Origin of the sequence: Marinicrinis lubricantis (assembly GCF_042658665.1) — a bacterium.
GTDB classification, from domain to species: domain Bacteria; phylum Bacillota; class Bacilli; order Paenibacillales; family KCTC-33676; genus Marinicrinis; species Marinicrinis lubricantis.
On sequence record NZ_JBHSQV010000033.1, the window covers coordinates 22,120 to 43,808 of the forward strand.

General features: G+C 47.5%; 14 protein-coding genes. 1 reads left to right on the plus strand and 13 read right to left on the minus strand.

Annotation, left to right across the window (positions count from 1 at the left end):
- Nucleotides 1–13: 13 nt before the first annotated feature.
- From ACFPXP_RS05505 to ACFPXP_RS05535, 7 genes are all read right to left on the minus strand, one after another.
- A complete protein-coding gene (locus tag ACFPXP_RS05505; RefSeq protein ID WP_379893166.1) occupies nt 14–913 on the minus strand; it encodes a carbohydrate ABC transporter permease in 900 nt (299 codons plus the stop codon).
- A 1-nt stretch (nt 914) separates the two neighbouring features.
- A complete protein-coding gene (locus ACFPXP_RS05510; RefSeq protein ID WP_379893168.1) occupies nt 915–1,889 on the minus strand; it encodes a carbohydrate ABC transporter permease in 975 nt (324 codons plus the stop codon).
- Nucleotides 1,876–4,839, minus strand: coding sequence for an extracellular solute-binding protein (locus ACFPXP_RS05515; protein WP_379893170.1), 2,964 nt, complete (start codon nt 4,837–4,839; stop codon nt 1,876–1,878). The genes ACFPXP_RS05510 and ACFPXP_RS05515 overlap by 14 nt, the downstream gene beginning before the upstream one ends.
- Before the next feature lie 32 nt (nt 4,840–4,871).
- Nucleotides 4,872–5,987 carry an ABC transporter ATP-binding protein gene (locus ACFPXP_RS05520; RefSeq protein ID WP_379893172.1) on the minus strand — a complete coding sequence of 372 codons (1,116 nt, stop codon included), beginning with the start codon at nt 5,985–5,987 and terminating at the stop codon, nt 4,872–4,874.
- A 398-nt stretch (nt 5,988–6,385) separates the two neighbouring features.
- Nucleotides 6,386–9,538 carry a cohesin domain-containing protein gene (locus tag ACFPXP_RS05525; RefSeq protein WP_379893173.1) on the minus strand — a complete coding sequence of 1,051 codons (3,153 nt, stop codon included), beginning with the start codon at nt 9,536–9,538 and terminating at the stop codon, nt 6,386–6,388.
- 14 nt (nt 9,539–9,552) lie between these two features.
- The gene (locus tag ACFPXP_RS05530; RefSeq protein ID WP_379893175.1) at nt 9,553–11,511 is read right to left on the minus strand and encodes an S-layer homology domain-containing protein; all 1,959 of its coding nucleotides are present in this window, start codon (nt 11,509–11,511) and stop codon (nt 9,553–9,555) included.
- Between the two features lie 363 nt (nt 11,512–11,874).
- Nucleotides 11,875–13,260 (minus strand): DUF2961 domain-containing protein, encoded by a 1,386-nt coding sequence (locus ACFPXP_RS05535; RefSeq protein WP_379893177.1) that lies wholly within the window; start codon nt 13,258–13,260, stop codon nt 11,875–11,877.
- A gap of 182 nt (nt 13,261–13,442) precedes the next feature.
- Between ACFPXP_RS05535 and ACFPXP_RS05540 the strand changes: the two genes are divergently transcribed.
- On the plus strand, nt 13,443–13,610 hold the full coding sequence (locus ACFPXP_RS05540; RefSeq protein ID WP_379893180.1) for a hypothetical protein: 168 nt from the start codon (nt 13,443–13,445) through the stop codon (nt 13,608–13,610).
- 107 nt (nt 13,611–13,717) lie between these two features.
- Here the strand turns inward: ACFPXP_RS05540 and ACFPXP_RS05545 are convergent, their stop codons facing one another.
- From ACFPXP_RS05545 to ACFPXP_RS05570, 6 genes are all read right to left on the minus strand, one after another.
- Nucleotides 13,718–14,998, minus strand: a complete 1,281-nt coding sequence (locus ACFPXP_RS05545; RefSeq protein WP_379893182.1) for a Gfo/Idh/MocA family protein — start codon at nt 14,996–14,998, stop codon at nt 13,718–13,720.
- The gene (locus ACFPXP_RS05550) at nt 14,995–16,665 is read right to left on the minus strand and encodes a DUF4091 domain-containing protein (RefSeq protein ID WP_379893184.1); all 1,671 of its coding nucleotides are present in this window, start codon (nt 16,663–16,665) and stop codon (nt 14,995–14,997) included. Before ACFPXP_RS05550 ends, ACFPXP_RS05545 begins: the two co-directional genes overlap by 4 nt.
- Nucleotides 16,666–16,861: 196 nt before the next feature.
- The gene (locus tag ACFPXP_RS05555) at nt 16,862–17,986 is read right to left on the minus strand and encodes a glycoside hydrolase family 88 protein (RefSeq protein ID WP_379893186.1); all 1,125 of its coding nucleotides are present in this window, start codon (nt 17,984–17,986) and stop codon (nt 16,862–16,864) included.
- A gap of 44 nt (nt 17,987–18,030) precedes the next feature.
- A complete protein-coding gene (locus ACFPXP_RS05560) occupies nt 18,031–18,912 on the minus strand; it encodes a carbohydrate ABC transporter permease (RefSeq protein ID WP_379893188.1) in 882 nt (293 codons plus the stop codon).
- 11 nt (nt 18,913–18,923) lie between these two features.
- Nucleotides 18,924–19,883 (minus strand): ABC transporter permease, encoded by a 960-nt coding sequence (locus ACFPXP_RS05565; RefSeq protein ID WP_379893190.1) that lies wholly within the window; start codon nt 19,881–19,883, stop codon nt 18,924–18,926.
- 75 nt (nt 19,884–19,958) lie between these two features.
- Nucleotides 19,959–21,602 (minus strand): ABC transporter substrate-binding protein, encoded by a 1,644-nt coding sequence (locus ACFPXP_RS05570; RefSeq protein WP_379893192.1) that lies wholly within the window; start codon nt 21,600–21,602, stop codon nt 19,959–19,961.
- Between the last annotated feature and the right edge of the window lie 87 nt (nt 21,603–21,689).

Genomic DNA, 21,689 nt, shown 5'->3' on the forward strand with positions numbered 1-21,689 from the left:
TTTCTCCTCCCCTTTATTTGATCCCGGAGTGCGCCATCGTAGCGATCACTTTCCGTTGGAAAAACAGGAACATGATGAGCGAAGGCAGGAACATGATCAGCGCGGCAGCCGCAGCGGCGGTCTGTCTGGCAACCGAATTGGCCAGATTTTGCGTAATCGTCGTCAGGAAGAACGGGAACGTCTTCATCGCATCATCCTGCATAAACAAAGTGGATGTCGAAATGTCTCCCCAGATCGACTGGAATGACAATATCGCCACCGTTGCCGCAGCCGGCATGGTCACCGGAATAATGATACGCATAAAGATGGTAATTTCCCGCGCCCCATCGATCTTGCCTGCCTCGATCAACTCATTCGGCACCTGTTCCATAAACTGCTTCATGAGAAAAACTCCCATCGTACTGGCGACATGCGGAAGGATGTGTGCCCAATACGTATTCATCAATCCTAGATTGGCAACAACCACATATCTAGGAATATTGACGGCCTCCTGAACGAACATGAGCGAAATGACGATCATACCGAACAGAAATTGGTGCCCTGGGAATTTGTGCTTTGCCAGCGGATAAGCGCATAACGCACTCGTGATCACAACGGCTGCCGTTCCGAGTCCCGCCACCATGACGCTGTTGAACAAGTAGCGTGTAGCCGGTATGACAGAATCCCGCGTCACAACAAACAGCTCGGTGAAGTTGCTCAGTGTCGGCTCCCGCACGAAAATATTCGGCGGAAAGATAAACAGTTCAGAATACGGCTTCAACGCATGATTGAATATATAGATTAGCGGCAGCAGCATAAACAGTCCGAATAAAGAAAGGAACACGATGAGCACCTTCTGCGTCATATCCATCCGCATGCCGCTTTTTCTTCTCCATTTAAACCACTTGCCTGCTGTTTGACTCCACACGCTCATCTCAATCCTCCTTCGATCCGAACAATTTCCAGCTCAAACGGTTAAATACAAAAATGAATACGAGCAGTACGACGGAAAGCGCTGCAGCATACCCCATCTCAAACCGGATCAAACCGAAGTCATCGATGTGATTGACGAGCGTGTGTCCCGCGTATTCCGGTGTCGGCTTGGTCTGTGACAGCTGTTCACCGATCGCTCCCGCTTTGAAAGCGGATACGATCGCCATAACGGAAGCGAACAGCATCTGCGGCCGCATGTATGGAATCGTAATGTACCAAACTTCCTGCAGACGGCTTTTCACCCCATCGAGACGAGCTGCTTCATACAGCGTTGGGTCAACATTCAAAATTCCGGCAAGCATCGCCAAAAATCCAACACCCATACTGGACCACAGCGTTACGATGATCATCGCATTCATCAAGTAGGCAGGATCGAGCACCCACTGCTGCGGTTCTTCGATCAGCCCGAGACCCAGCAGGAAACTGTTCAAATATCCAATGCTGTCTCCCGCAAGCAGCGGAAGCCAAATGATCTGCATGACAACCCCTCCAGTTAATGAAGGGGCGTATATCGCAAGTACAAACCAAATTCTGAATTTATCCGGAATCTGGGCGATCAGATAGGCCAGAATAAATGAAAGAATTAATCCTCCAGGGCCGACAATAACCGCAAACTTAATCGTATTGGGGATGGCATGCTCCAAAAAAATCGTGTCCTGCGAGAAAATGTAGGCGTAATTGTCCCAACCGATAAAATTAGGAAATTGAATCGTATTAAAGTCTGTAAAACTGAGACCGAATGCCGCCAAGACAGGAATCACGATAAACGCCAAAAAGCAAATCACAAAAGGCGCGATAAACAAATAGGATAGCCGGTACTGCCAAATCCTTTTACCAAGCAGGCTGAACCGCGTCTGAAGTGTTGGCTTGCCAGTAGGGACGTTCGTCTTCGCCAATGGAGTCTCATTCAATGACATAGGTATCCACTCCATTCCAAGGTTCTTTCACACGAGGCGGATCGTAGGTGTCCACGACCTGTCCCGCGTCATCAATATATCCGAATTCATTCGCTTTCCTCCATATTTCACGATCGATACGAAGTACAGCCTCTTCCAGCGAATCCCGGTAATTCTGTCCGCTCAGTACCGTCCGGTTCCAAGCATTGAGCAGTTCCCTGGAGATGAAGTATGAGCCCGGAATATTGGCAATATCCTTATACCAACGCCACTGCTCCAGCATGACGTTCAGCTCCTCTTGATTCCACGGCAGCTGCGTAAACGCTTCTAGATTGGCCGTGTTCCAGCGGAAAGCCACGCCGTAAAACCCTTCCAAGTCGTTGCCGAATCGCTGCTGCGTCTCTGCAGACAGCCACCACTGAATGAACTTCCATGCTTCGTCTTTATGCTGGGTCTTTTCAAACATCATTGCAGCGGTTTGATTGCCTCCTGTCCATCTGGACACTTCACCATTATCCTGCTTAACGCCGGGCAATGGCGCCATTCCCCACCAGCCTTCCAGCTCAGGAGCCGCGACCCGCATTTGCAAATACATATTGACATCTGCGATTCCGATCGGCATATCACCATCACGGAAATGCTGATAGAAGCTTGGTACCTGACGCTCAATTCCATAAATGGTAAACAGATCCGTCAGCATCTTAAAGCCTTCGAACGCTTCTGGTGAATCCAGATCTGACGCCATGCCGTCTTCTTCGTAGAACTCGGCTCCATATTGGTATAAGAACGTCATATAATCGTTGTACGGGATATGGAAGTTATAACCGTTTTGCTGCAATGTCGGCAGCATTTCGATCACGTCCTCCCAAGTATCCGGCACTTCCAATCCAAGGGTCTGTAAAATATCTTTGCGATAAAACAGAACTTGAAAACGCTGCGTTTCGGGAAGCGCATAATAACCATCAGCGTAGTAGTACGGCAGCGTAGAGCCCGGCGAATATTGCTCGAACAGCTCGTCGAACCCAGGATATTGGGATAGATCCTCAGCTGCGCCGCGGACAGCCAGTTCAATCGGTCTGCCCTCGGTAATGCCCAGCGCAACATCCGGCGCCCTGCCTGCGGCATTCGACATGACGAGCAAGTTCTCATCCGGCAGCAGATCCACCTTCACCTGAATCCCCGTTTCCGGCGTAAAGTATTGATCAGCCATCTCCTGAATCACATTCACGTAATCCCGGCCGTAATTCACCCATACATTGATGACATCCTCGTCATCGTAAGACAATCTTCCATCGTCGCTGAACGAGTGGAAAAATGCGGATACGGAACGGCCCATTTTCTCATCCCATCTTGCCGTCATCCTAGGCATGTCAGTTCCAACCGGAGCGACATACAGCTTATCCAGCATGAGCGGTGCGTGGGTTAAACTGTCCGTCAACGATCCGATGCGAGTCGATATCATCGACAAATCTTCAATTTTGTAAGGAATATCGTTCGGAAATTCCAAAATATCCTCTACATCTGTAATGGAAGTGGACAGCGCCTGCGAATTCGCATCGACTTCTCCATTCGCATCCAGCAGAAGCGCTCTCATCACCTTTAACTCAGCCATGATCGCTTCAAGCTGCGTAATCAGCTCCGGAAAATCCTCTTGGACTCTCCAAGTCCGATTTGGATCATCCACGCCTCCCACGATGGTATTGATATCCTCCGATAAATCCCGAATCGCAAACAGAACTTCTGCCTGCTTTTTCAACACTTCGCTGTATGGACTGTAGGTTGTTGTCATCGTCATCGTATGTTCGCCTTGTTCTAGGAAAAATTCATACGGCTTCCCCTGTTCATCCTCAAGGGTAATGCCCTGCCATGCCGTAGAATATCCGAATGGATAGGCCAGCAGCTCCTGGAATGGAACTTTGCCGTCGATATATATTTTTCGGAATACTTTTTTATTGGATTGGTAGCTTTGAAAAGCGCGCATACCGATCGTATAATATCCGTCTTTGGGAACGGTAAAGGTCCACGTCACGGAACCCGACCCCTCCTGCCAACGGGTGCCTCCGACCGCGTTAAAAATAGTCTTATTCCGAGCGTCCGGTGTCATAAGCGGATCCTGATCGACCGCTACCTGGATCGCCACATCACTTTTCGACAGCATATTCTCGGCTTCGATGATGATGACCTCGCCATCCACCTTCTCTGCATCTGGCTGAGATTGCTTCACCTCTGCATAAGTGTGAATCGTAGTAGGCGGCGTGAGTTCAATCTTCTCTATGACAATGGGAGTAAACGTTTGAAACCGAAGCGTATGCTTGCCCTGGCTTAAATTCCATCTCAGCGGAAGCGAGTAGGCGCCTTCCGAATCTTCGAACGGTTTACGAGTCCACTCTTCAAGTTCTATCGGTTTCGGCCGAATTTCATCCCCAAACTCATCCTTCTTGAAAGGCTGTTCATCCTTAAATCTTCTCGGGAATGAAATCGCTTTCGCCTCCCGAAATGGAAATGCCCCATCAATCGATACAGCCAACACGGCTGCCCGATAGTTTTGATAAGCACTTGATTTATCGATATACGATTGATACGTTAGCGCTATCTCATATAATCCGCTTTCTGGGACTTCGATTTCGTATTCGATCCAATTCGAGCGGTCGCTGTTCCAGATCAGGACGTCATTCTTGCCCCCATAGGAGCCAATCTCGAACTTCGCCTGTTCGGAATGTGCCGACATGTCACTTCCTTTCAGTGTCACCGTGCTATTCGCAGCTTGAACCTGCTCTTCCTCCCAACGATTCAATATATCGCTGTAGTAAGGTTCTGAAGCGCTTTCAAATTGCTCAGATAATTGCTCTGCCGCAAGCAAAGTGGCTTCATCCAATACTAGAGACGATGGATCGATTTCTTCATCGGGCAGCAGCACTACGATCAGTGCGATACATATGGCCACAATCAACAATCGCCTTACCCAAATCATATACTCACCTCTTCCTGTCGTGCATTTCGATTCTATTCATATCTCAGACCGCTTGTTCGGTCAAAAAAGAGAACCTTGTGCATATCCATGACCATTCTAATTTTCTCATCGTCCTCAAAATGATTTCGAGGATTAACGCGCACAACCAAATCCTTATCGGTACCAATATCCACGTAAAGAAAACGATCCGCTCCCATCAATTCACTGAATAAGTGCCTTCCATAAAAGGCTGCGTTAGGGAAGGCGTCGAATACGATCGGCTCGATACTGATATTTTCTGGACGAATGCCGAGCAGAACGTAGCGTTCAATTAAATTGTGCTGGCGGAGCACCTTAGCCTGGCCGTCCGGTATTTGAAGCGCATGCCGATTGGTGTGAAATTCAAGCTTATCGCCGTTTTCAAGTATTTTTCCTTCGATAAAATTCATTTGGGGCGAACCGATGAAACTGGCCACAAACATATTTTTAGGCTGGTTGTAGATCGTTTCCGGGGAATCGACCTGTTGAATGATCCCGTCCTTCAGGACGACAATTCGGCTTCCCATCGTCATCGCTTCCGTCTGGTCATGCGTCACGTAAATCGTCGTGACACCGAGCTGCTTGTGCAGCTTAATGATTTCAGTTCGCATATGAACGCGAAGCTTGGCATCCAAATTGGAAAGAGGTTCATCCATCAAAAATACTTGCGGATTGCGGACAATAGAACGCCCCAAAGCGACACGCTGCCTCTGTCCCCCGGAAAGCTCTTTCGGCTTTCTTCCCAAATAGGCTTCAATTTCCAGAACACGTGCGGCTCTTTTGACCGCGAGATCGATTTCGTGCTTTGGCATCTTTCGTAGACGCAAGCCAAATGCGATGTTTTCGTACACGGTCATATTGGGATACAGCGCATAATTTTGAAACACCATCGCAATGTCTCGATCCTTTGGCGGCTGATCGTTGACCACTTCACCATTAATGAGAATTTCTCCCTCAGAGATATCCTCCAATCCAGCCAGCATCCTTAGAGTCGTTGACTTGCCGCAGCCGGAAGGACCAACGAAGACAATAAATTCCTGATCATCTACATCCAGATGGAAGTCCTTTACAACCGGTTCTTTGTCCTTTCCATATCTCTTATACACATGGTTAAACCTGATTTGCGCCATTCATACTTTCCTCCTCGCCAATAGGTTGCAAGTGGTGGTGGTGATGTCTCACTTGGTAGTCTTTTATTTAATATGAAGTGATGTGAGATTTCCTGCAATCACACACTTTTGCAGCACAAAAATAGACTTCAAATCTCCTGAACTAACGTCTTCGGACTTTTTTGCATGCTTTGTATTATTTTGAGCGATCGTGTGCAAACCTTGCTGTACAGCGGATGAATGGCCCGCCGCCCTCCTGCTTGAACAAAAAAACAGGGAGGAGCTCACGAATGAAACCCTCCCTGTAAATACTTGTTTATTACATCGTTTTTAGGAAATCGGCGCTGAAGTCGGTGAGCGAAAGACCGCCCTGAAGGCGGCCCTCTCCACCACTCGACGTTCACCTAATGTTACGACGTTTACTGTTCCATGTACACCATGACGATCATTGAAAGATCCGCTACATCCACCTGACCATCTCCATTCAGATCGTATACTGCGTCGTAGGCTCCTCCGATTCGCTTGGCCACCGCTACGATTTCGTATAATTCAATCGAACCGCTGCCATCAAAATCACCCGGTATCGTTCCGATAGAAATCGAAGCAATAATGTCCTCATCTAATGGAAACAATTCATTCGTCACATCGGCATCGGATTGCGCCAAAGTAGACTCCTTGCTTAAAATCACCTGCGTATCTCCAGGCGATAAGGCTCGAAATGTGACCACGGCAACGTCGATGTCCCCCCGCACAGCATGGTCGCCCAACTGGGAAGCTATGAATTGTATTATTCCAGGCTCGGACATATCGGATTGGAATAATACTTCATGGCCAGACTTGAACGATTCACTGACTTCAATTCGCTCAACCGTAAATTTCTGTGCATCATAGAGCAGTGTTGCGTCGACAGCGTAGAGATCTCCCGCATTTTTCACGGAGGCTGTTAAGTCGATCGTACCATTCACATAGATCGGATTGGAAGGTACGCTCAATTGAAGCATTCCTGCGCCATCCGGCTCTTCGCCCGGGAATTTGCCGTTGATGTTGAAATCGTCGTAATAGGCCGTCGTCATCCATGCTAATGAACATGAAGCAAACATGCGTGCGGTGACGGCGTTATCCGGCGCGACCGCAGACAGCTTCACTTCCTGCCAATTACCTTGGCCCGTTTGGATGTGAGCTAACGTATCGGAACCGACTTGTTTGCCTTCGGCATCATAAAATCTCCATAATACACTTGATCGGCCGCTTTCAATGAACAGCTGTACAGAAGCATCATATGCCTCTCCTGGAACAACTGCAATCGGATCACTGGCCAGCGCTACCGACTCGTTTGACGAAGTATCGGTAATCTTCAAGCTATTGCTGCCGCTGTACGCTTTCTCGCTGCTTATCGAATAGGAGATGTTCGGCGTTTCTTCACTGAAGAAATAACTCCATCCTGGAATCGATCCGTCGCTGGAGGTCTGCTCAAAGCTGCCGTTCATTACATTTAAATGCGGTAACGGCGGGTCCGTCGGTTCGGTGTCTTCTCCTGAAGTGACCGGAATCATATAAAGACGAGTCGATTGTGAGTAATATATATTTCCGTCATCTCCCAACGTAAACAGCGCCGTGTTCATACCAAGGCTTTGAGCTTCCAACGTATCGGGATCAATCACGGTCAGACGGCCTGCCAAGTCGGTATATAGCAGTCCATCCGCTCCCCATCGTATATGAATCGGACGCCACATCCCGTAGTTATCGGTTTCTGGATATACGTTTACGCTTTTCTCCACTTCATAGGTGTCTGGGTCTAATGCGAATATCGTTCCATTCGCTGCTGCCCACAACAATCCATCCGGTCCGAAGGTTAGACCGCTGATCATGGGCACATTTCTGGATTGCAGCAATTCTGGCGTGAATTCGGCAATCTTCTCTTCTGCAGCCGTATCCCATACGAACATCTTGGCCAAGCTTGCCGTTGTATCTGAGTCCAGTCCGCCATAAATCGAAGTCGAACCATATATTTTGCCGTCCTTATAAGCAAGTCCTACAATGCTTTGATCCTGCACGATATTGCGGAATACTTTATGCTTTGTTTCCGAGGTCGACGCGGAATCATAAACAACGAGTGCGCCTCCCAATTTACCGTAATCCGGGATCGTTCCCATGTACATCGTGCTTCCCGCCGTCAGATTCACATAAGGACGATCCTGCTCTTCTCCGATTTGGAATAATTCCTTCGGATTCGTTTCATCTATGGGCAGCGTAGTATCGAGTTCATAAATGTGGGCTTTAGGATATACATTGAATAAGGCCTTATCGCCAATAAATCCAATGCTTTCTGCTTGTCCCATCGTAAAGAGTTCGGTTTCCTGAGTCTCTGGATCATAGATCGCAGCCTTGCCTCCAGGATATCCGCTCATATAAAGTCTTCCGTCCGGTCCTTTCTCCAGCGCTTGGATGGGTACAGGAAGTCCCTTTACAATCGGCTGCTGGATGATGGCGGTTTCCGTCTCGATATTGAAGTACGCTACTCGACCGTCGAATGTAATACTGACGAGCGTCGCTCCCGGAAGCTGCTCATTTCCGTTAATATACGCCCATCCGCCGCCTTTCATCGAGAAATCTAACTCCACCTTCAGTTCTCTCGTCTCAAAAGAGGCAAGATCAAGCTCAACCAGCTTCAAACCGCCGTTTCCGTTTAATTTGAAATAGGCTTTTCCATTCATCGGTTGAGATACCCGATTGCCGTGAAAGTTATTGAACTGCTCGGTTCTCCACTGCTCAAGCTCTAGATCGTAAACGATCAGCTTACTGAGTCCTCCGCCGCTCAGATGGGCAAATAAATACTGATCGACAACGTCCAAATTATAAACATAAGGATATTGGCCACCCGTAACTTCTTCGACAGGAGGTAGCGGAATCACCGTTTTCTCACCCGTCACTGGATCCAGCTTCACAATACTGCCCGTTGAACCTATGCCCGCGTATATAGCACCGTCATGGAACGCAAGCGAACGTACATAGCTGTTCGTCTCGGACATCCGTCCATAGTCGCTGAATTGCTTTGTTTCCGGATCAAATCTCCACACTTTAGCATTCGGATACGTACCTCCATATACCGTTCCGGATTCATCCACCGACAAGCCGTAGATGGCGGTTTCACCGGCAACAATGACGCCCAGGTCTTCGATCTCCTTCGTTGAAGTGGAGTAGCGGTATAAGCGCTGATTGGAGGCAATATATACGTAGCTGCCATCCGGAGAAATCACATGTGTCCATGAATCCTTAGCTAATGGAAGAGGGATGGCTCGGATCACTTCATATGTGTCTAAGTTGATGACATTGAACTGTGCCGGCTCCCCCGAAAGGGTCGTATACAGGACATTGTGGCCGTCTTCTTGTCCAACGACACTATCATAAATTGCAATCGTCGAATCCGACTCCAGAGGCTGTCCGATTTCGATAGGCTCGCCGAATGTTGTACGAATGGCTGCCTGTGCTTGCTGTGTCGGGACGATACATAGCAGCAGTGCCGCTGCCAGCAGCATAACCACCCATTTGGGCATGTTTCTCATAAGAATCATAGGAGTGCTCCTCTCTATTCTTGATTCAATAGCCTACTGCTCATGAATTGATAGATGAATACAGCCATATCCGCTCGTGTCGATGACGCCAGAGGATCCAAACGATTCGTGCCGTCGCCCTTCACCCATCCGAGACTTCGTGCAACATAGACATCTTCTCTTGCCCAGCTGCTAATGAACTGATCATCGACAAATCGCTGTGCTGCTTCCGAATCAATTTGCTCAGAAACGCCTGCAGCACGTATGAGCATGGAGACCATCTGCTCCCGGCTCACGAGTTCATTAGGATGAAATTGACCAGCGTATCCTTGAGCCGCACCTTCACGATAAGCCGCTTCCACCGCACCAGCAAACCATTGGCTTTCCTTAACATCCGTGAATACCCCGCTGTGGGCAGTGGCTTCCCAATCAAACACTCTCGCTAATACAGCCGTAAATTCTGCACGGGTTAACGCCCGATTCGGGGCAAAATAGCTCTCGTCCACTCCGCTCAGGATATGCTGTGCGGTTAACACGTCAATCGCACGCTGCGCCTGCGCATAAGTGCTTGATAAGTCGGTAAAGCTTTGAGTACGTTCTAACACGGCATACTGGCTGAAATGATCCAGTTTGACAGTAAAGATCCAATTCGCTGGATCGTGCTTGGCCTGCTTCATGTATTCCCATCGGCCTGTCTTCTCATTGAAGTAATAAAAGCCAAGTTTCTCGGTATCGAGTGAACCTTCTTCGTACTGAACCTCCACAGTCACACCGTCTGTGAAAGAATCGATCCACTCCAATGTGCCTTCGTCGTCCCAGCCAGCCTCAAACTGATAGATTGCTGCTGGACGGTAACGGACGGTACCCTCAAGAGACTCGCTGCCTGATTGTGATGCGATGCGGATGACTACATCCGAAGGCTTGTCTGTGAACGAATCAATCGGAAACGTCACGATTGCGCCATGCGCCCGAACTTGAACATCCAGCTGTAATTCCGATAAAGTCTCTATCATTTGCGCGGACATTCGTAAAGGGAGATTCCCACCTCTCTCGATCGAAATTGAAAATGGAATTGTACGATCGAAATCCAGTTCCTTGTCGTTCGCTGCAGCTAACCATTGTTTATACATTTGAATCAAATTCTGAAAAGTGGTCTCTTCCAGCAATAAATACGATGAGGAATCTAGTGATGAGAGGTGTGAATTCATATGTAGTAATTTTCCAATCAATTGATGAGCCGCTTCACTCACGCTTTGTTTTTCTACAGCGGATAAAGAATCCGAACGGCTTTCAAGCCATTCCAGCAGCGTTTGCAGCGCCTTTTGAGGATCATGTTCAGATAATAATTGCTCCAGCATGTCCACCAGTTCCTCACTCACTCCGCCAGGATTTCCAGGATTGCCTGGATTTCCAGGGCGTCCGGGGTTTCCAGGGTGTCCGGGGTTTCCGGGCTGCCCTCCCTGATCGTTACTTGGAGTGATTTGAAGTCGAAGGGGGGCTGCGTTCACTATCGGGATTACTTTTAGATCGTTACGGCCATATGTATTGACATATTTTTCGGTAGACACCGCCTTGAGTTGTCGCAGCTCGATAACAGCACTTCCGGCTTCCAGTGCCTCGAACGTGAAGGAAGCCAATTTGATCTGCTCTTTAAACGCCGTATCTGATAAAGAGCTGCGGGTAAGCGGAAATAATGTGCGTTCCAAATCTGCTGCAGGATCGGCATTTTTGAGAACATCATTGTAGCTGCTTGAAATCGACCTCTGTACGATTTTCAGCTTTTGAGGATCGTACACGACTTCGAATTGAATACCGTATAAATCTGTCACCTGCTCGATGACGACATTCACTGTCACCGATTCACCTACTTTTAATGCCTTGCTAGAGCTGCTAAGCACCGCAGCAGAAGAGCTAGTACCGCTCGCCCCTATAGAAGGGGTTACAAGAGACACGCAGACGATGAAACTCCAAAGCGCCGTGAACCATTTTTTCATTCTTGCAAACAGCTCCTTTTTCCACCGTTATGGGTAAATCATGAATCATATCCAGTTCATGTTGTTTATTATTCCTGTTCAGCCCCCTTCACGATATATTAGGGGAATTTTCATCCCCATGAGTTCTTTATAGAAAATTTTAAGACGATGTCTTTAAATCAACAATGAGGCAATCTTTTGATTTATATCGTGATATTATGATATTTTCAGAACATTCACGCATTTCGTCTTTTAACGACATAAATCGAAAGGTTATGCAGACCCACATCATCATTGTCTTCCTTCCCATTCGTACTTCATGAACTTCAATGTTCATCATGAAAAAAACCGCCTTTTGAAAAAAAGACGGTTTGAATCTTTTATTTATCCTCCCATTTTTCTTTTGAACTCCATGGGATTCAGGCCAAAATGCTCTCTAAACAGCTTCGAAAAATGAATACTGTTCTCGTATCCTACCCGCATCGCGACTTCATAGCTTTTCATCGAGCTTCTCAAGAGCATATCCCTTGCGTGCTGCATCCGAACAGCTACGAGGTAATTCCAGATCGTCATCCCGGTCTGCTGTTTAAACAAATTCGATATATACGTCCTGCTCATGGATACGGCGTCTGCCACATCCTGCAGGTGAATTTTTTTCGCATAGTGTTCTTGGACATAGCGTTTCACTTGCTCTACCGTCTGGTGCTGGGCCGAACCGTTTTCCTGAATGACCTGCTCGAGTTCCTCCCTAATTTCAGATTTCGATAATCGAATGCGATCTTGAAAACGTCCAACATCAGGCAGAGATTTTTTTCTATCGATTTGATACCAATATGCGGTACTGGACCAATCTCCCTGCTCGTCCATATCAGCCGCCGGCTCGATGCAGAACCGGAATGAATCTTGGAAATATATAGGGTCTTCAATATGAAATCGAAAGTAGGAATAACGATCTTGATCCAGTCCTTTTTCGTCTTTATAAGCATCATAAGGTAAAGAAAATGACTTCTTGAGCCTCGATTTCACGGCATTAGGCGCAGACGTCTTCGCGCGGCTTACATTTCGCGGCCATCGCTCATCGTCGACACACAAAATTTCATTACCCGTACTTCGCCCTCCTGAACCGGTAGAATCGGTATGTAAGACAAACCCGACAAAGTGCCCCCTGCCTTCCGCCTCCAGAACCGGATATGGTTCAGCGGGAATCATAAACGATTTCATTTTTCTTTTTATATTGGGAATCTTTATTGGCTTTGGCGCGGTGACCCGTTTTCTGTTCCAGCTGCAATGAAACCTGCCCATCGCATCACAATTAAAGACACCTTTTTGATAATCAATAGAAAAATACAATAGTGCCTCCTGTGCCGTATCGTTCGTGATCGTAATCGTTGCACCTTCAGCAAAAGGCATGGAAAACCAACAGTGCATGCCGAATTCCGTCGATTGGAGCGGCAGGCTCATCAAAGGAGCCTCTTTAGCCGGGCCCTTACCAAAAAAATCGCCTAAGGGACACTGTACTGAAGGATCGGCTTCGCCATCCCAATACATCCGAAGGACTAACCCTCTCATTGAATGGATCGATTCGTTCGTCATCATCCAAATATGTTTGATGATCCCGACTCCTTCAATCGTTGCGAGTGTAATGGTTTCACCTCCGGGTATGCGCCAATAATCTTGTGCATCATCCAGACCGGTAGACGATATTCTATGGCTGGTGACACCCTTCTTCAACTGCGCCAATTTAAGCATTGAAGTTGTTCCATCCATCATCAGGCTTTCCTCCATTCACTCCATCGTACCGTTACCTTTATCATACCAAAACTTTTTTCATGTTCGTTGTCCATTAAACGTCTATATTGCATATTCGACACGAAGAAGCTAGACGGTCTGGAAAATGATGCGTCAATCCGTCATAATAACGGGTATAGATGCGATAGGAGGAATTCGGCACAATGAAAGGAAAAAAGACAGCGGAAGACCATAATGAAAAGGAATTAAAGCTGCTGAAGGAAAAGCTGGGAATTGACAATTTATCACCTGACGGACTTAGAGACGCGCTCAAGCAGCTCACGGATAAAAAGGTGATCGCCGACTTTAAGATTAAGAAGGAAAAAGAATAGATACGGATCAACTCACAATCTACCAACCATCACCTGCTTGATCCCATTGAGCTTTCTGCCCAAAAAAAGAAACGGGACGAATCATCGTCCCTTGTACTTCGCTCAATCTATGAGACAAAATGCTGTATGACCGTTCCGCTCCTTCTGGCCGCCTCCGCGGCAAAACCAATCGCATGGCCATAGATGGATTGGTCCAGACTCGTATAGGAAATCGAAGGCTCGGCTCCCAGCAGCACATCGACGAAGTCTTCGACGAGCCTCAAATCTCCGCCGCCGTGGCTGTCCCCCTTAACGTCCAACGCGATCATTTGTTCTGTATACCTTCCTGCATGAGCGATATCTGGCTTGCGAAGAACAAAGCAACCATCATCCATGGTCCCTTGGATTTCGCCTTTCGTTCCAATGATATGCAGGGTTCTAGACGCCTTCGCCGCGCCTCCCACCATATTGTGCGATGCCGTAGCCCCATTCTCAAATTCGACAATGACGGATTGATGATCGACTACATCGTTATCGCTGTGCCAAACACAGCGTCCATATGGGCTTTCATCCCGCAGCTGCTTCAGCTTCTCCTCCGCGCTTATTTTTTGTCCCAAATGCGCATTGTCCCAAACATATTGTCCCCATAAGGCTCGTTCCAAATAGTGCTTTCTGGCCGAATACACACAGCTGTCTTCCATCTTGCAATCGACTAAACATCGTTTCCCCGCACCCTCTGGGGCTTTTTCGGGCCTAAAAAACATCCGCCCTCCATAGCTGCTGACACTCGTCGGTTTAACCCCGCCCATCATCCATGCGAGAATGTCCAAATCGTGACAGCATTTCTGCAGCAGCATCGACGAGCCGCATGCTTTCTCGCTGTTCCATTTGCCCCGGACAAAGGAAACCGCCATATGATCATAACGAACATGCTCTGCCGTCTGTACGTTCAAAATATCTCCGATGTCTCCCGCCTGGATCATGCGGCGAATCGTCATATAAAACGGAGCATAGCGAAGTACATGGCAGATCATCACCAATCGTCCACAGCGCTCAGCCGCCTGCCTGAGCTTCCATATTTCGTCCATATCGATTCCAATCGGCTTCTCTAACAACACATCATAACCCGCTTCCAATAATGGCACTGTCGTCTGCACATGCAAAAGGTCCATTGTGCCGTTAATGACTGCGTCCGCAAGCTTGGGACCAGCTACCATTTCTTCGACAGAAGAAAAACAGTGTTCAGGACCGACATCATGGGCTTTTGCAGCCAGCTCTCTGCGTGCTTCGTTCGGTTCCACGATCGCTACAATTCGGAGACGTTCCGGGTGCTTGATCGCGTAAGAAGCATAAATCATGGCCCTTTGACCCGCACCTACAATAACAGCTGTGATCGGTTTTGATTTCATGAGTTCACCCCTGTGCCGTAGGCATGTCTGCGAATCATCGCATTCACTTCCTCTCGCTTCGAGAGCAGCCATTCCGATTCGCGAGGGTAATGTTTCCAAGTGATCGGCTCATCCAAGCCATCCTCCAGCAGCTGCATAACGCGCTCTCTGCCGACATAGCTTTCTAACAATTCCAAAGCGCGCAAATCCTGTAACGCTTCATGAAATACCTTTAATCGAAGCGATTCCACCGGTCCATTATCCCCGGGGTAGACTAGGAAAGCATCCCCAGAAGGAAAAGCCAACCCGCTGTCCGTTATACGATACGGATCGATCGGATGTACGGAATATTGTGCATTCCAGAAGTTATAGCCCCAATGCAGAAAACCCTCGATCCGATATTTATACAGCTGAATGCCAATGATTCGATTACGAACAGAGGGGAAACAAAAGAACCGGTTAGATACTTGTAGGTATTGGGAGCAGCAATAATAGGTCCACAATCCCTGCACACCCTGCTCAAGAAAGGGCTCGAGATGGTTATTTGCCGGAATCGGACATGGCACTAAGCCTTGTTCATAAAAGGCATAATCAGATAATGCATCGATTCTCGGAAATTGAGCCAAATGGCGATCCAAAATGGATGCTGCGGTTTTGTAGGCTTCCAGATGCTCCAGATGCGGTTCATCCGATACGTGAAAATAACTGTACTTTTCGATTCCATACTGCTTAATGAAGCGGACGAGTTCAGGTAAAAATTGATCCAAAAACTGCCGGTATTCCTCGCCGGCCGCATCGGTGTGCCAGCCAAACAGCAGCTTCAGCTCTCCATCCTCAAGACCTACAATTTTCGGAGCATGCTTTGCTCCCCATTGCGTAAATAGATGCGAAAATTCAAAAAATTGAATGCCTGCAGCTCTGCACATCTGAACCCACCTGAGAAGCGCAGCGAATCCAAATTCATAGCGCCTGCCTATTTTTCGCACCTCTACGAGCTGGGCTGTAGGTCGTTCACCCCCTACGGCCGTATCGAGAGGCGGAGTAAAGAGCGGGGTCAAAATCATATTCATCCCGTGCTTTACCGCCGTTCTCACATATCGTTCCATTAGGTGCCAATGCTTCTCACTGAACATTGCGGTATGGTGAGCCGCTGCAATACAATCGCAATGAAACCATTCGGTATGAATAAGCCTTTGGAGTGGAAGCGCAGCGGGAAGCAACTCCAGCTCCAAGACGGCTTCCGCCAGCAGTTCCCCCTGAGCGGATTCGGCCATGACACGGATCGGATATGTACCAGGCGCTGCCTTCGAATCGCGATCCACTTCGATCCAGAATGCACGCCATTGGCCTCCGGGCAATTTACACAATCGATCCGGCTCCAAGACATAAAGTGGATCGGGGTAAAGACCTGGTTCACTGCGAAGCACGAAATCGTCATGATCGCTGTATACAGGCAATTCGGACGGTACAAGTCCCACTTCATAGACGGATATATAAGGTGCTAACGGCGATTCCACACGAAATCTCAATAGGGTCATCCGTTCCGTGGAATAAAGTGCAGCTTGGAATGAGATGTTCTCTTCCATCAGAGCGGTTAATCGTGTCATTGAACGTTCTCTCGGATGTTCATCCGGAAATACCTTTGAGAGTGAGCTGATCAGCTGCAGGATCATTGGATTCTCCCCCATTACAACGTTCTCATATTCCATATTCGAACGGGTGCATGTTGAGCGGACATTTACTTTGTATTCACTTGAATGCAATCCCACCTCATTAGAATTCATTCGAACACACTGCTTCAGGCAGCATCACATGGTAACTTTCCGTTTATTCCTACCTCTCAAAGCGGCTCTTCATTCCTGAAGAGCCTTGACAGCGGTTTAATTATCTTTCGTACCAGTATCCAGGGATCCCTCTCTCTAATCTCATTAACGCTTCAAGGTAGAAATAGTCTCCCCAAATCATGAAATCATCCGGCCCTTTTCCGGCCAATACGTGATATGATCCATGCTTGATCAGGCCTTCCGCTTCAGATTCGCCCATGGTCGAGTAATTTTGCTTCAGCGAAACCATCGTGCGCTGAATCGCCTCAAGCAGTGTGCCCCGGTCGGCATGGTCTTCACCGATATGCTGTACAATTTCAAGCATGCCGCATACGGCAATTGCAGAAGCTGAGCTGTCACGAGGCGTACCTTCCTCCACCGGCACATTGAAATCCCAATAGGCTACTGCGTCCTCGGGCAGCTGCTGGATGAAATATTTCGCTGCGCGCAGGGCAGTATCCAAATAGAGCGGATCACGAGTATATCGGTAGGATAGAGCGAATCCGTACACAGCCCAAGCCTGCCCGCGAGACCACGTCGAACCATCCGTATACCCTTGATGGGTGTTGCCGCGTACAGGGGTTCCATCTTCCATATTAAAATCAAACGTATGATAAGAGGAATCGTCTCCCCGCATTAAGAATCGTCTGCTCTTATTCGCATGCGTAACGGCCGCATCCCGGTATTTGGAATCTCCGGTTTGTTCATAAGCCCAATACAGCAGCGGAAGATTCATCATGCAGTCAATAATAATTTTGCCGCCTATAGCCGGGTCACCCTTTGCGCCCCATGCCTGAATATATCCGCCTTCAGGTCTCCAGCGGGTCATGAGATGATCCGCTGCCTCAAGTGCCAGCTGTTTTGCTTCTTCATTCTTATCAATGAGCCAGCCTGCAAAAGCAGATGGCATATACAGAAATCCTATATCATGATGATCGAGCGATGTTTTCATCCGAAGCCGCTCGCGGAAATTGTCAATTTGTCGGTAAGCCGCATTCTTAAAAAATTCGTCGCCCGTAAATTCGTAGCTCAGCCAAACGAGTCCGGTGTAAAATCCTTCAATCCAATCGTTGTTGTCTCCCCATTGATAGCGGTTTCCTTCAGTAATATGAGGAAACTGTTCACCGTGATTCATCAAATTCTTCTTCGTCTTTGCCACTGCATCTTCAATTGCTTGCTGCCACATACCATCAGCACTCCTTTTTCAGATTTCACAATCATAGACGATGATTACTCCTTGATCGCCCCGATCATTACACCTTTCACAAAATATTTTTGCAGGAACGGATAAAGAAACAGAATTGGAAGCGTTGCCACCATAATCGTAGCGTACTTAATTGTCTCTCCGATCGGCATCTTGTCTCCTCCCCCGACGGAGGTCGTCATGTTGTCTGTGCTGTTCTGAATCAAGATTTCCCGCAATATGAGCTGCAAAGGAAATAAATCCCGGCTGCGCAAATAAATTAGAGCATCAAACCACTTATTCCAATGCCATACACCGTAGAATAATACCATGACCGCCATCACCGGAAGCGACAGCGGGATAATGACTCGAAACAATATCGTCAAATCATTCGCTCCGTCTATTCTTGCCGATTCCTCTAACGTAACGGGAATGCCTTGAAATGCGGTGCGCATGATAATCAAATTCCAGGTCAGAATGGCGCTTGGGATGATGAGAGCCCAACGGGAATCCACCAGTCCCAAATTCAGCATTAATATATATTTTGGGATTAATCCACCTTCAAAGAACATCGTCAGTACAATCATAAACATGATCGTATTTTTCCACAAGACGTTTTTTCTTGATAATCCATAGGCTCCGAGCGATGTCATCAGCAGACTGAGCAGCGTCCCAACGACGACATAAAACAATGTATTTCCATATCCCATGATAATATTGGGATTTTCAAATACTAATCGGTACGACTCCAGTGTAAAGCCTTTCGGCCACATGAATAGGCCGCGATGCTGCACAAATGCCACCGGATCGCTGAGCGATGCGAAGAGCACATATACAAAAGGATACAATGTTATCAATGACAGAAGAACCAAAAACGTTATGTTCGATGTATCGAATAGATGCTCACTCCATGATTTCCTATAGTTCATCTCTCCCCCTCCTACCAAAGCTTCGTATCGCTAAACCGTTTACTTAAATAATTGGCACCAAACAGCAGCGCAAAATTAATCAGTGAATTAAACAGTCCGACCGCGGCGCTAAAGCTGTAGCTTGATTCCAATATCCCTTTTCGATACACATAAGTTCCAATGACGTCAGCGGTTTCATAGGTCATCGGATTGTACATCAGCAGTATTTTTTCATCTTGAAGCACCATCAGAGAGCCAATCCTCAAGATGAACAAAATGATGATGGTTGGCATAATCCCAGGAATTGTAATATGGAATACCTGTCTCAAACGACCCGCTCCATCCACTTTGGACGCTTCATACAGTGTCGGATCGATGTTTGAAATCGCCGCTAAATAAATAATCGATCCCCAGCCGATCTGCTGCCATACGGCAGAAGAGGTATATAAGAAGCGAAACCAGCTCGGTTCCCTCAAGAAAGAGATCGGCTCGCCGCCAAACATGACAATCAACTGATTAATCAATCCGTTCATGGACAAGAAATCGACCATCATGCCAACGATAACAACCACCGAAATAAAATGAGGAAGATAGGTTATCGATTGAACCGTTCTCTTAAAGATCCGATGGCGAACCTCATTTAGCAGGAGCGCCAGTCCTATAGAAGCCGGAAACACGAATATTAGATCATACAGCCCAAGGAGCAGAGTATTGCGAATAATTCGAACAAAAAAATAACCTTCAAAAAAATCACGAAAATGATCAAAACCCGTCCATGGACTGCCCCAGATGCCCAAGCCCGGTGAAAAATCTTTAAATGCGATTTGAATTCCGTACATGGGTCCATAATGAAATACAGCATAAAATAATACAACGGGAAGCAGCATGAGATAAATGAGCCTGTTACGACGGAAATCCTTAATTACCCGCCGACGAAGGGTTTGTCGGTACAGCGGTGATCCTGTGACGCTATTCTTTTGCAGCTCTGCCATCGGCAACTCCTCCATTGTAGAATTTAACCGCAGAGGAAGAGATTCATTATCGCCTCCTCTACGTTCATCGAATGCCTAGCGCTTGTTGAAACGGTCCAATCCTGCCTGCTGGATTTGGATCGCTTCCTCAATCCCCATGCCTTTGATCGTTTGTACAAATGAGTCGAAGTTGTCTAACGGTTCAACTCCCATAATGAACTTATTGATCATTTCCTCATAGTACGTGTTGACATCGTTCATAATGGACGCATATCTGGAGCTTTCTTCCGAAGTTGGCGAAATCGGCGGCATTAGCCGATCATTTTCCGTATCCATCCAGGTTTCAATGGCATCTTTTTGAGCGGGCAATGCTGAGTACTGTTCCATGTATCTTCTGTCCTGTACGAATGGACCGGAGAAGCTGGCGATCGCATATTTGGACATGGCTTGGGTTACTGGCAGATCCGGATGATTCATTACTTCATCGGTATATGTCGGATACCCATCCTTCATTTCATAGCTGACGCCCTCAATTCCAAAATTGAACAGTATATGCCCTTCTTCACCGTACTTGTAATCGAGCCATTTCACCGTTTCTGCCGGATTCTCATTCGATCCTGTTATTGCGGCACCCACACCGGTAAATGGGAAATCCTTTTGGCCGATGAGCGGACGATCGCCCTTATTCAGTACGACGTTTGGCGCAGCGACTAATTCAAAGTCGGGATACTGCTCCTTCATCAGCTCCGTGTAACGGCCAATGCCGCTTCCCGTATACGTTGGCAGTGCGGCCAGCACATTCCCCGTCACCTTGGCATCCTTCAGCTTGCCGTCGGTCGCGGCATAATCCGGATCAATAAGTCCTTCTTCATACCACTTATTCATCGTCGTCAGGAATTCCTTGAACTCCGGTTGAATCGGTCCGTAGTGAACCTTTCCGTCGATTTGATAAAACATGCTTGTAATGCCCCACGCACCTAAAAAGGCATTATTCAAATTTAAATTCGTCCCTTTAATATCAATGAACAGCGGAATCTCATCCTGCTCTCCATTCTGATTCGGATCTCCTGTTTTAATAGCTGTTAACACCTCGTACCATTCATCAATCGTCTCCGGCACTTCTAGATTGAGGGTATCTAACCAATCCTTGCGTATTGTAAGACCATTGAAGGTTAACAAATATTCATCCCCGCGAAGGAATGGGAACACGTAGATATTGCCTTCATCTGTTGTGACTAATTTCTTAAATTCCGGATTTTCCTCAAGTACCTTTTTGAAATTCGGCGCATACTGGTCGATCAACTCATTCAACCGAATAATGGTACCGTCTTTGATTGCCTGATCCGGTCCTCTCGTGACGTTGGCCCAATTATGCTCGATCACATCCGGAAGGTCTCCTGAAGAAATCATTAAATTGAACGCATCGGTTTCCTGTCCCTGCGGCGGATGCTGAAATTCCACCTTCGTACCTGTTAATTTCTCCAGCTCTTGATAAGCAGCGATCTCATTATAGCTCTTCATCGTTGCCGAAACATTTCCATTCAGAGCAACCCAGTATGAGAGCTTCTCAGGATAGCCGACTTCCTGCGGCTCCTGGCCTCCCTCATTTTGATTTTGCTGTTCACGGCTGCCTTCCTGATTCGTCTTGTCGGATGCTTGATTGCTGCATGCAGCCACGACAATGACGAACCATACAGCCAGCATACATACGCCGATCAGCTTCGGTTTGATTTTGTTCATCTCGTTGACGCCTCCTTTTTATGATCATCTGGATTAGGGGAACGGTTGGCCGATCCTTAGATCGTATTGTAAAAAAATGCCCCCTCT

Excerpts from the sequence above, each read along its gene's own strand:
- ACFPXP_RS05565 (WP_379893190.1), bottom strand. The coding sequence starts at position 19,883 with ATGGCAGAGCTGCAAAAGAATAGCGTCACAGGATCACCGCTGTACCGA.
- ACFPXP_RS05550 (WP_379893184.1), bottom strand. The coding sequence starts at position 16,665 with ATGGGGGAGAATCCAATGATCCTGCAGCTGATCAGCTCACTCTCAAAG.
- ACFPXP_RS05505 (WP_379893166.1), bottom strand. The coding sequence starts at position 913 with ATGAGCGTGTGGAGTCAAACAGCAGGCAAGTGGTTTAAATGGAGAAGA.
- ACFPXP_RS05530 (WP_379893175.1), bottom strand. The coding sequence starts at position 11,511 with ATGAAAAAATGGTTCACGGCGCTTTGGAGTTTCATCGTCTGCGTGTCT.
- ACFPXP_RS05525 (WP_379893173.1), bottom strand. The coding sequence starts at position 9,538 with ATGATTCTTATGAGAAACATGCCCAAATGGGTGGTTATGCTGCTGGCA.
- ACFPXP_RS05545 (WP_379893182.1), bottom strand. The coding sequence starts at position 14,998 with ATGAAATCAAAACCGATCACAGCTGTTATTGTAGGTGCGGGTCAAAGG.
- ACFPXP_RS05560 (WP_379893188.1), bottom strand. The coding sequence starts at position 18,912 with ATGAACTATAGGAAATCATGGAGTGAGCATCTATTCGATACATCGAAC.
- ACFPXP_RS05555 (WP_379893186.1), bottom strand. The coding sequence starts at position 17,986 with ATGTGGCAGCAAGCAATTGAAGATGCAGTGGCAAAGACGAAGAAGAAT.
- ACFPXP_RS05515 (WP_379893170.1), bottom strand. The coding sequence starts at position 4,839 with ATGATTTGGGTAAGGCGATTGTTGATTGTGGCCATATGTATCGCACTG.
- ACFPXP_RS05520 (WP_379893172.1), bottom strand. The coding sequence starts at position 5,987 with ATGGCGCAAATCAGGTTTAACCATGTGTATAAGAGATATGGAAAGGAC.
- ACFPXP_RS05510 (WP_379893168.1), bottom strand. The coding sequence starts at position 1,889 with ATGTCATTGAATGAGACTCCATTGGCGAAGACGAACGTCCCTACTGGC.
- ACFPXP_RS05570 (WP_379893192.1), bottom strand. The coding sequence starts at position 21,602 with ATGAACAAAATCAAACCGAAGCTGATCGGCGTATGTATGCTGGCTGTA.
- ACFPXP_RS05540 (WP_379893180.1), top strand. The coding sequence starts at position 13,443 with ATGAAAGGAAAAAAGACAGCGGAAGACCATAATGAAAAGGAATTAAAG.
- ACFPXP_RS05535 (WP_379893177.1), bottom strand. The coding sequence starts at position 13,260 with ATGATGGATGGAACAACTTCAATGCTTAAATTGGCGCAGTTGAAGAAG.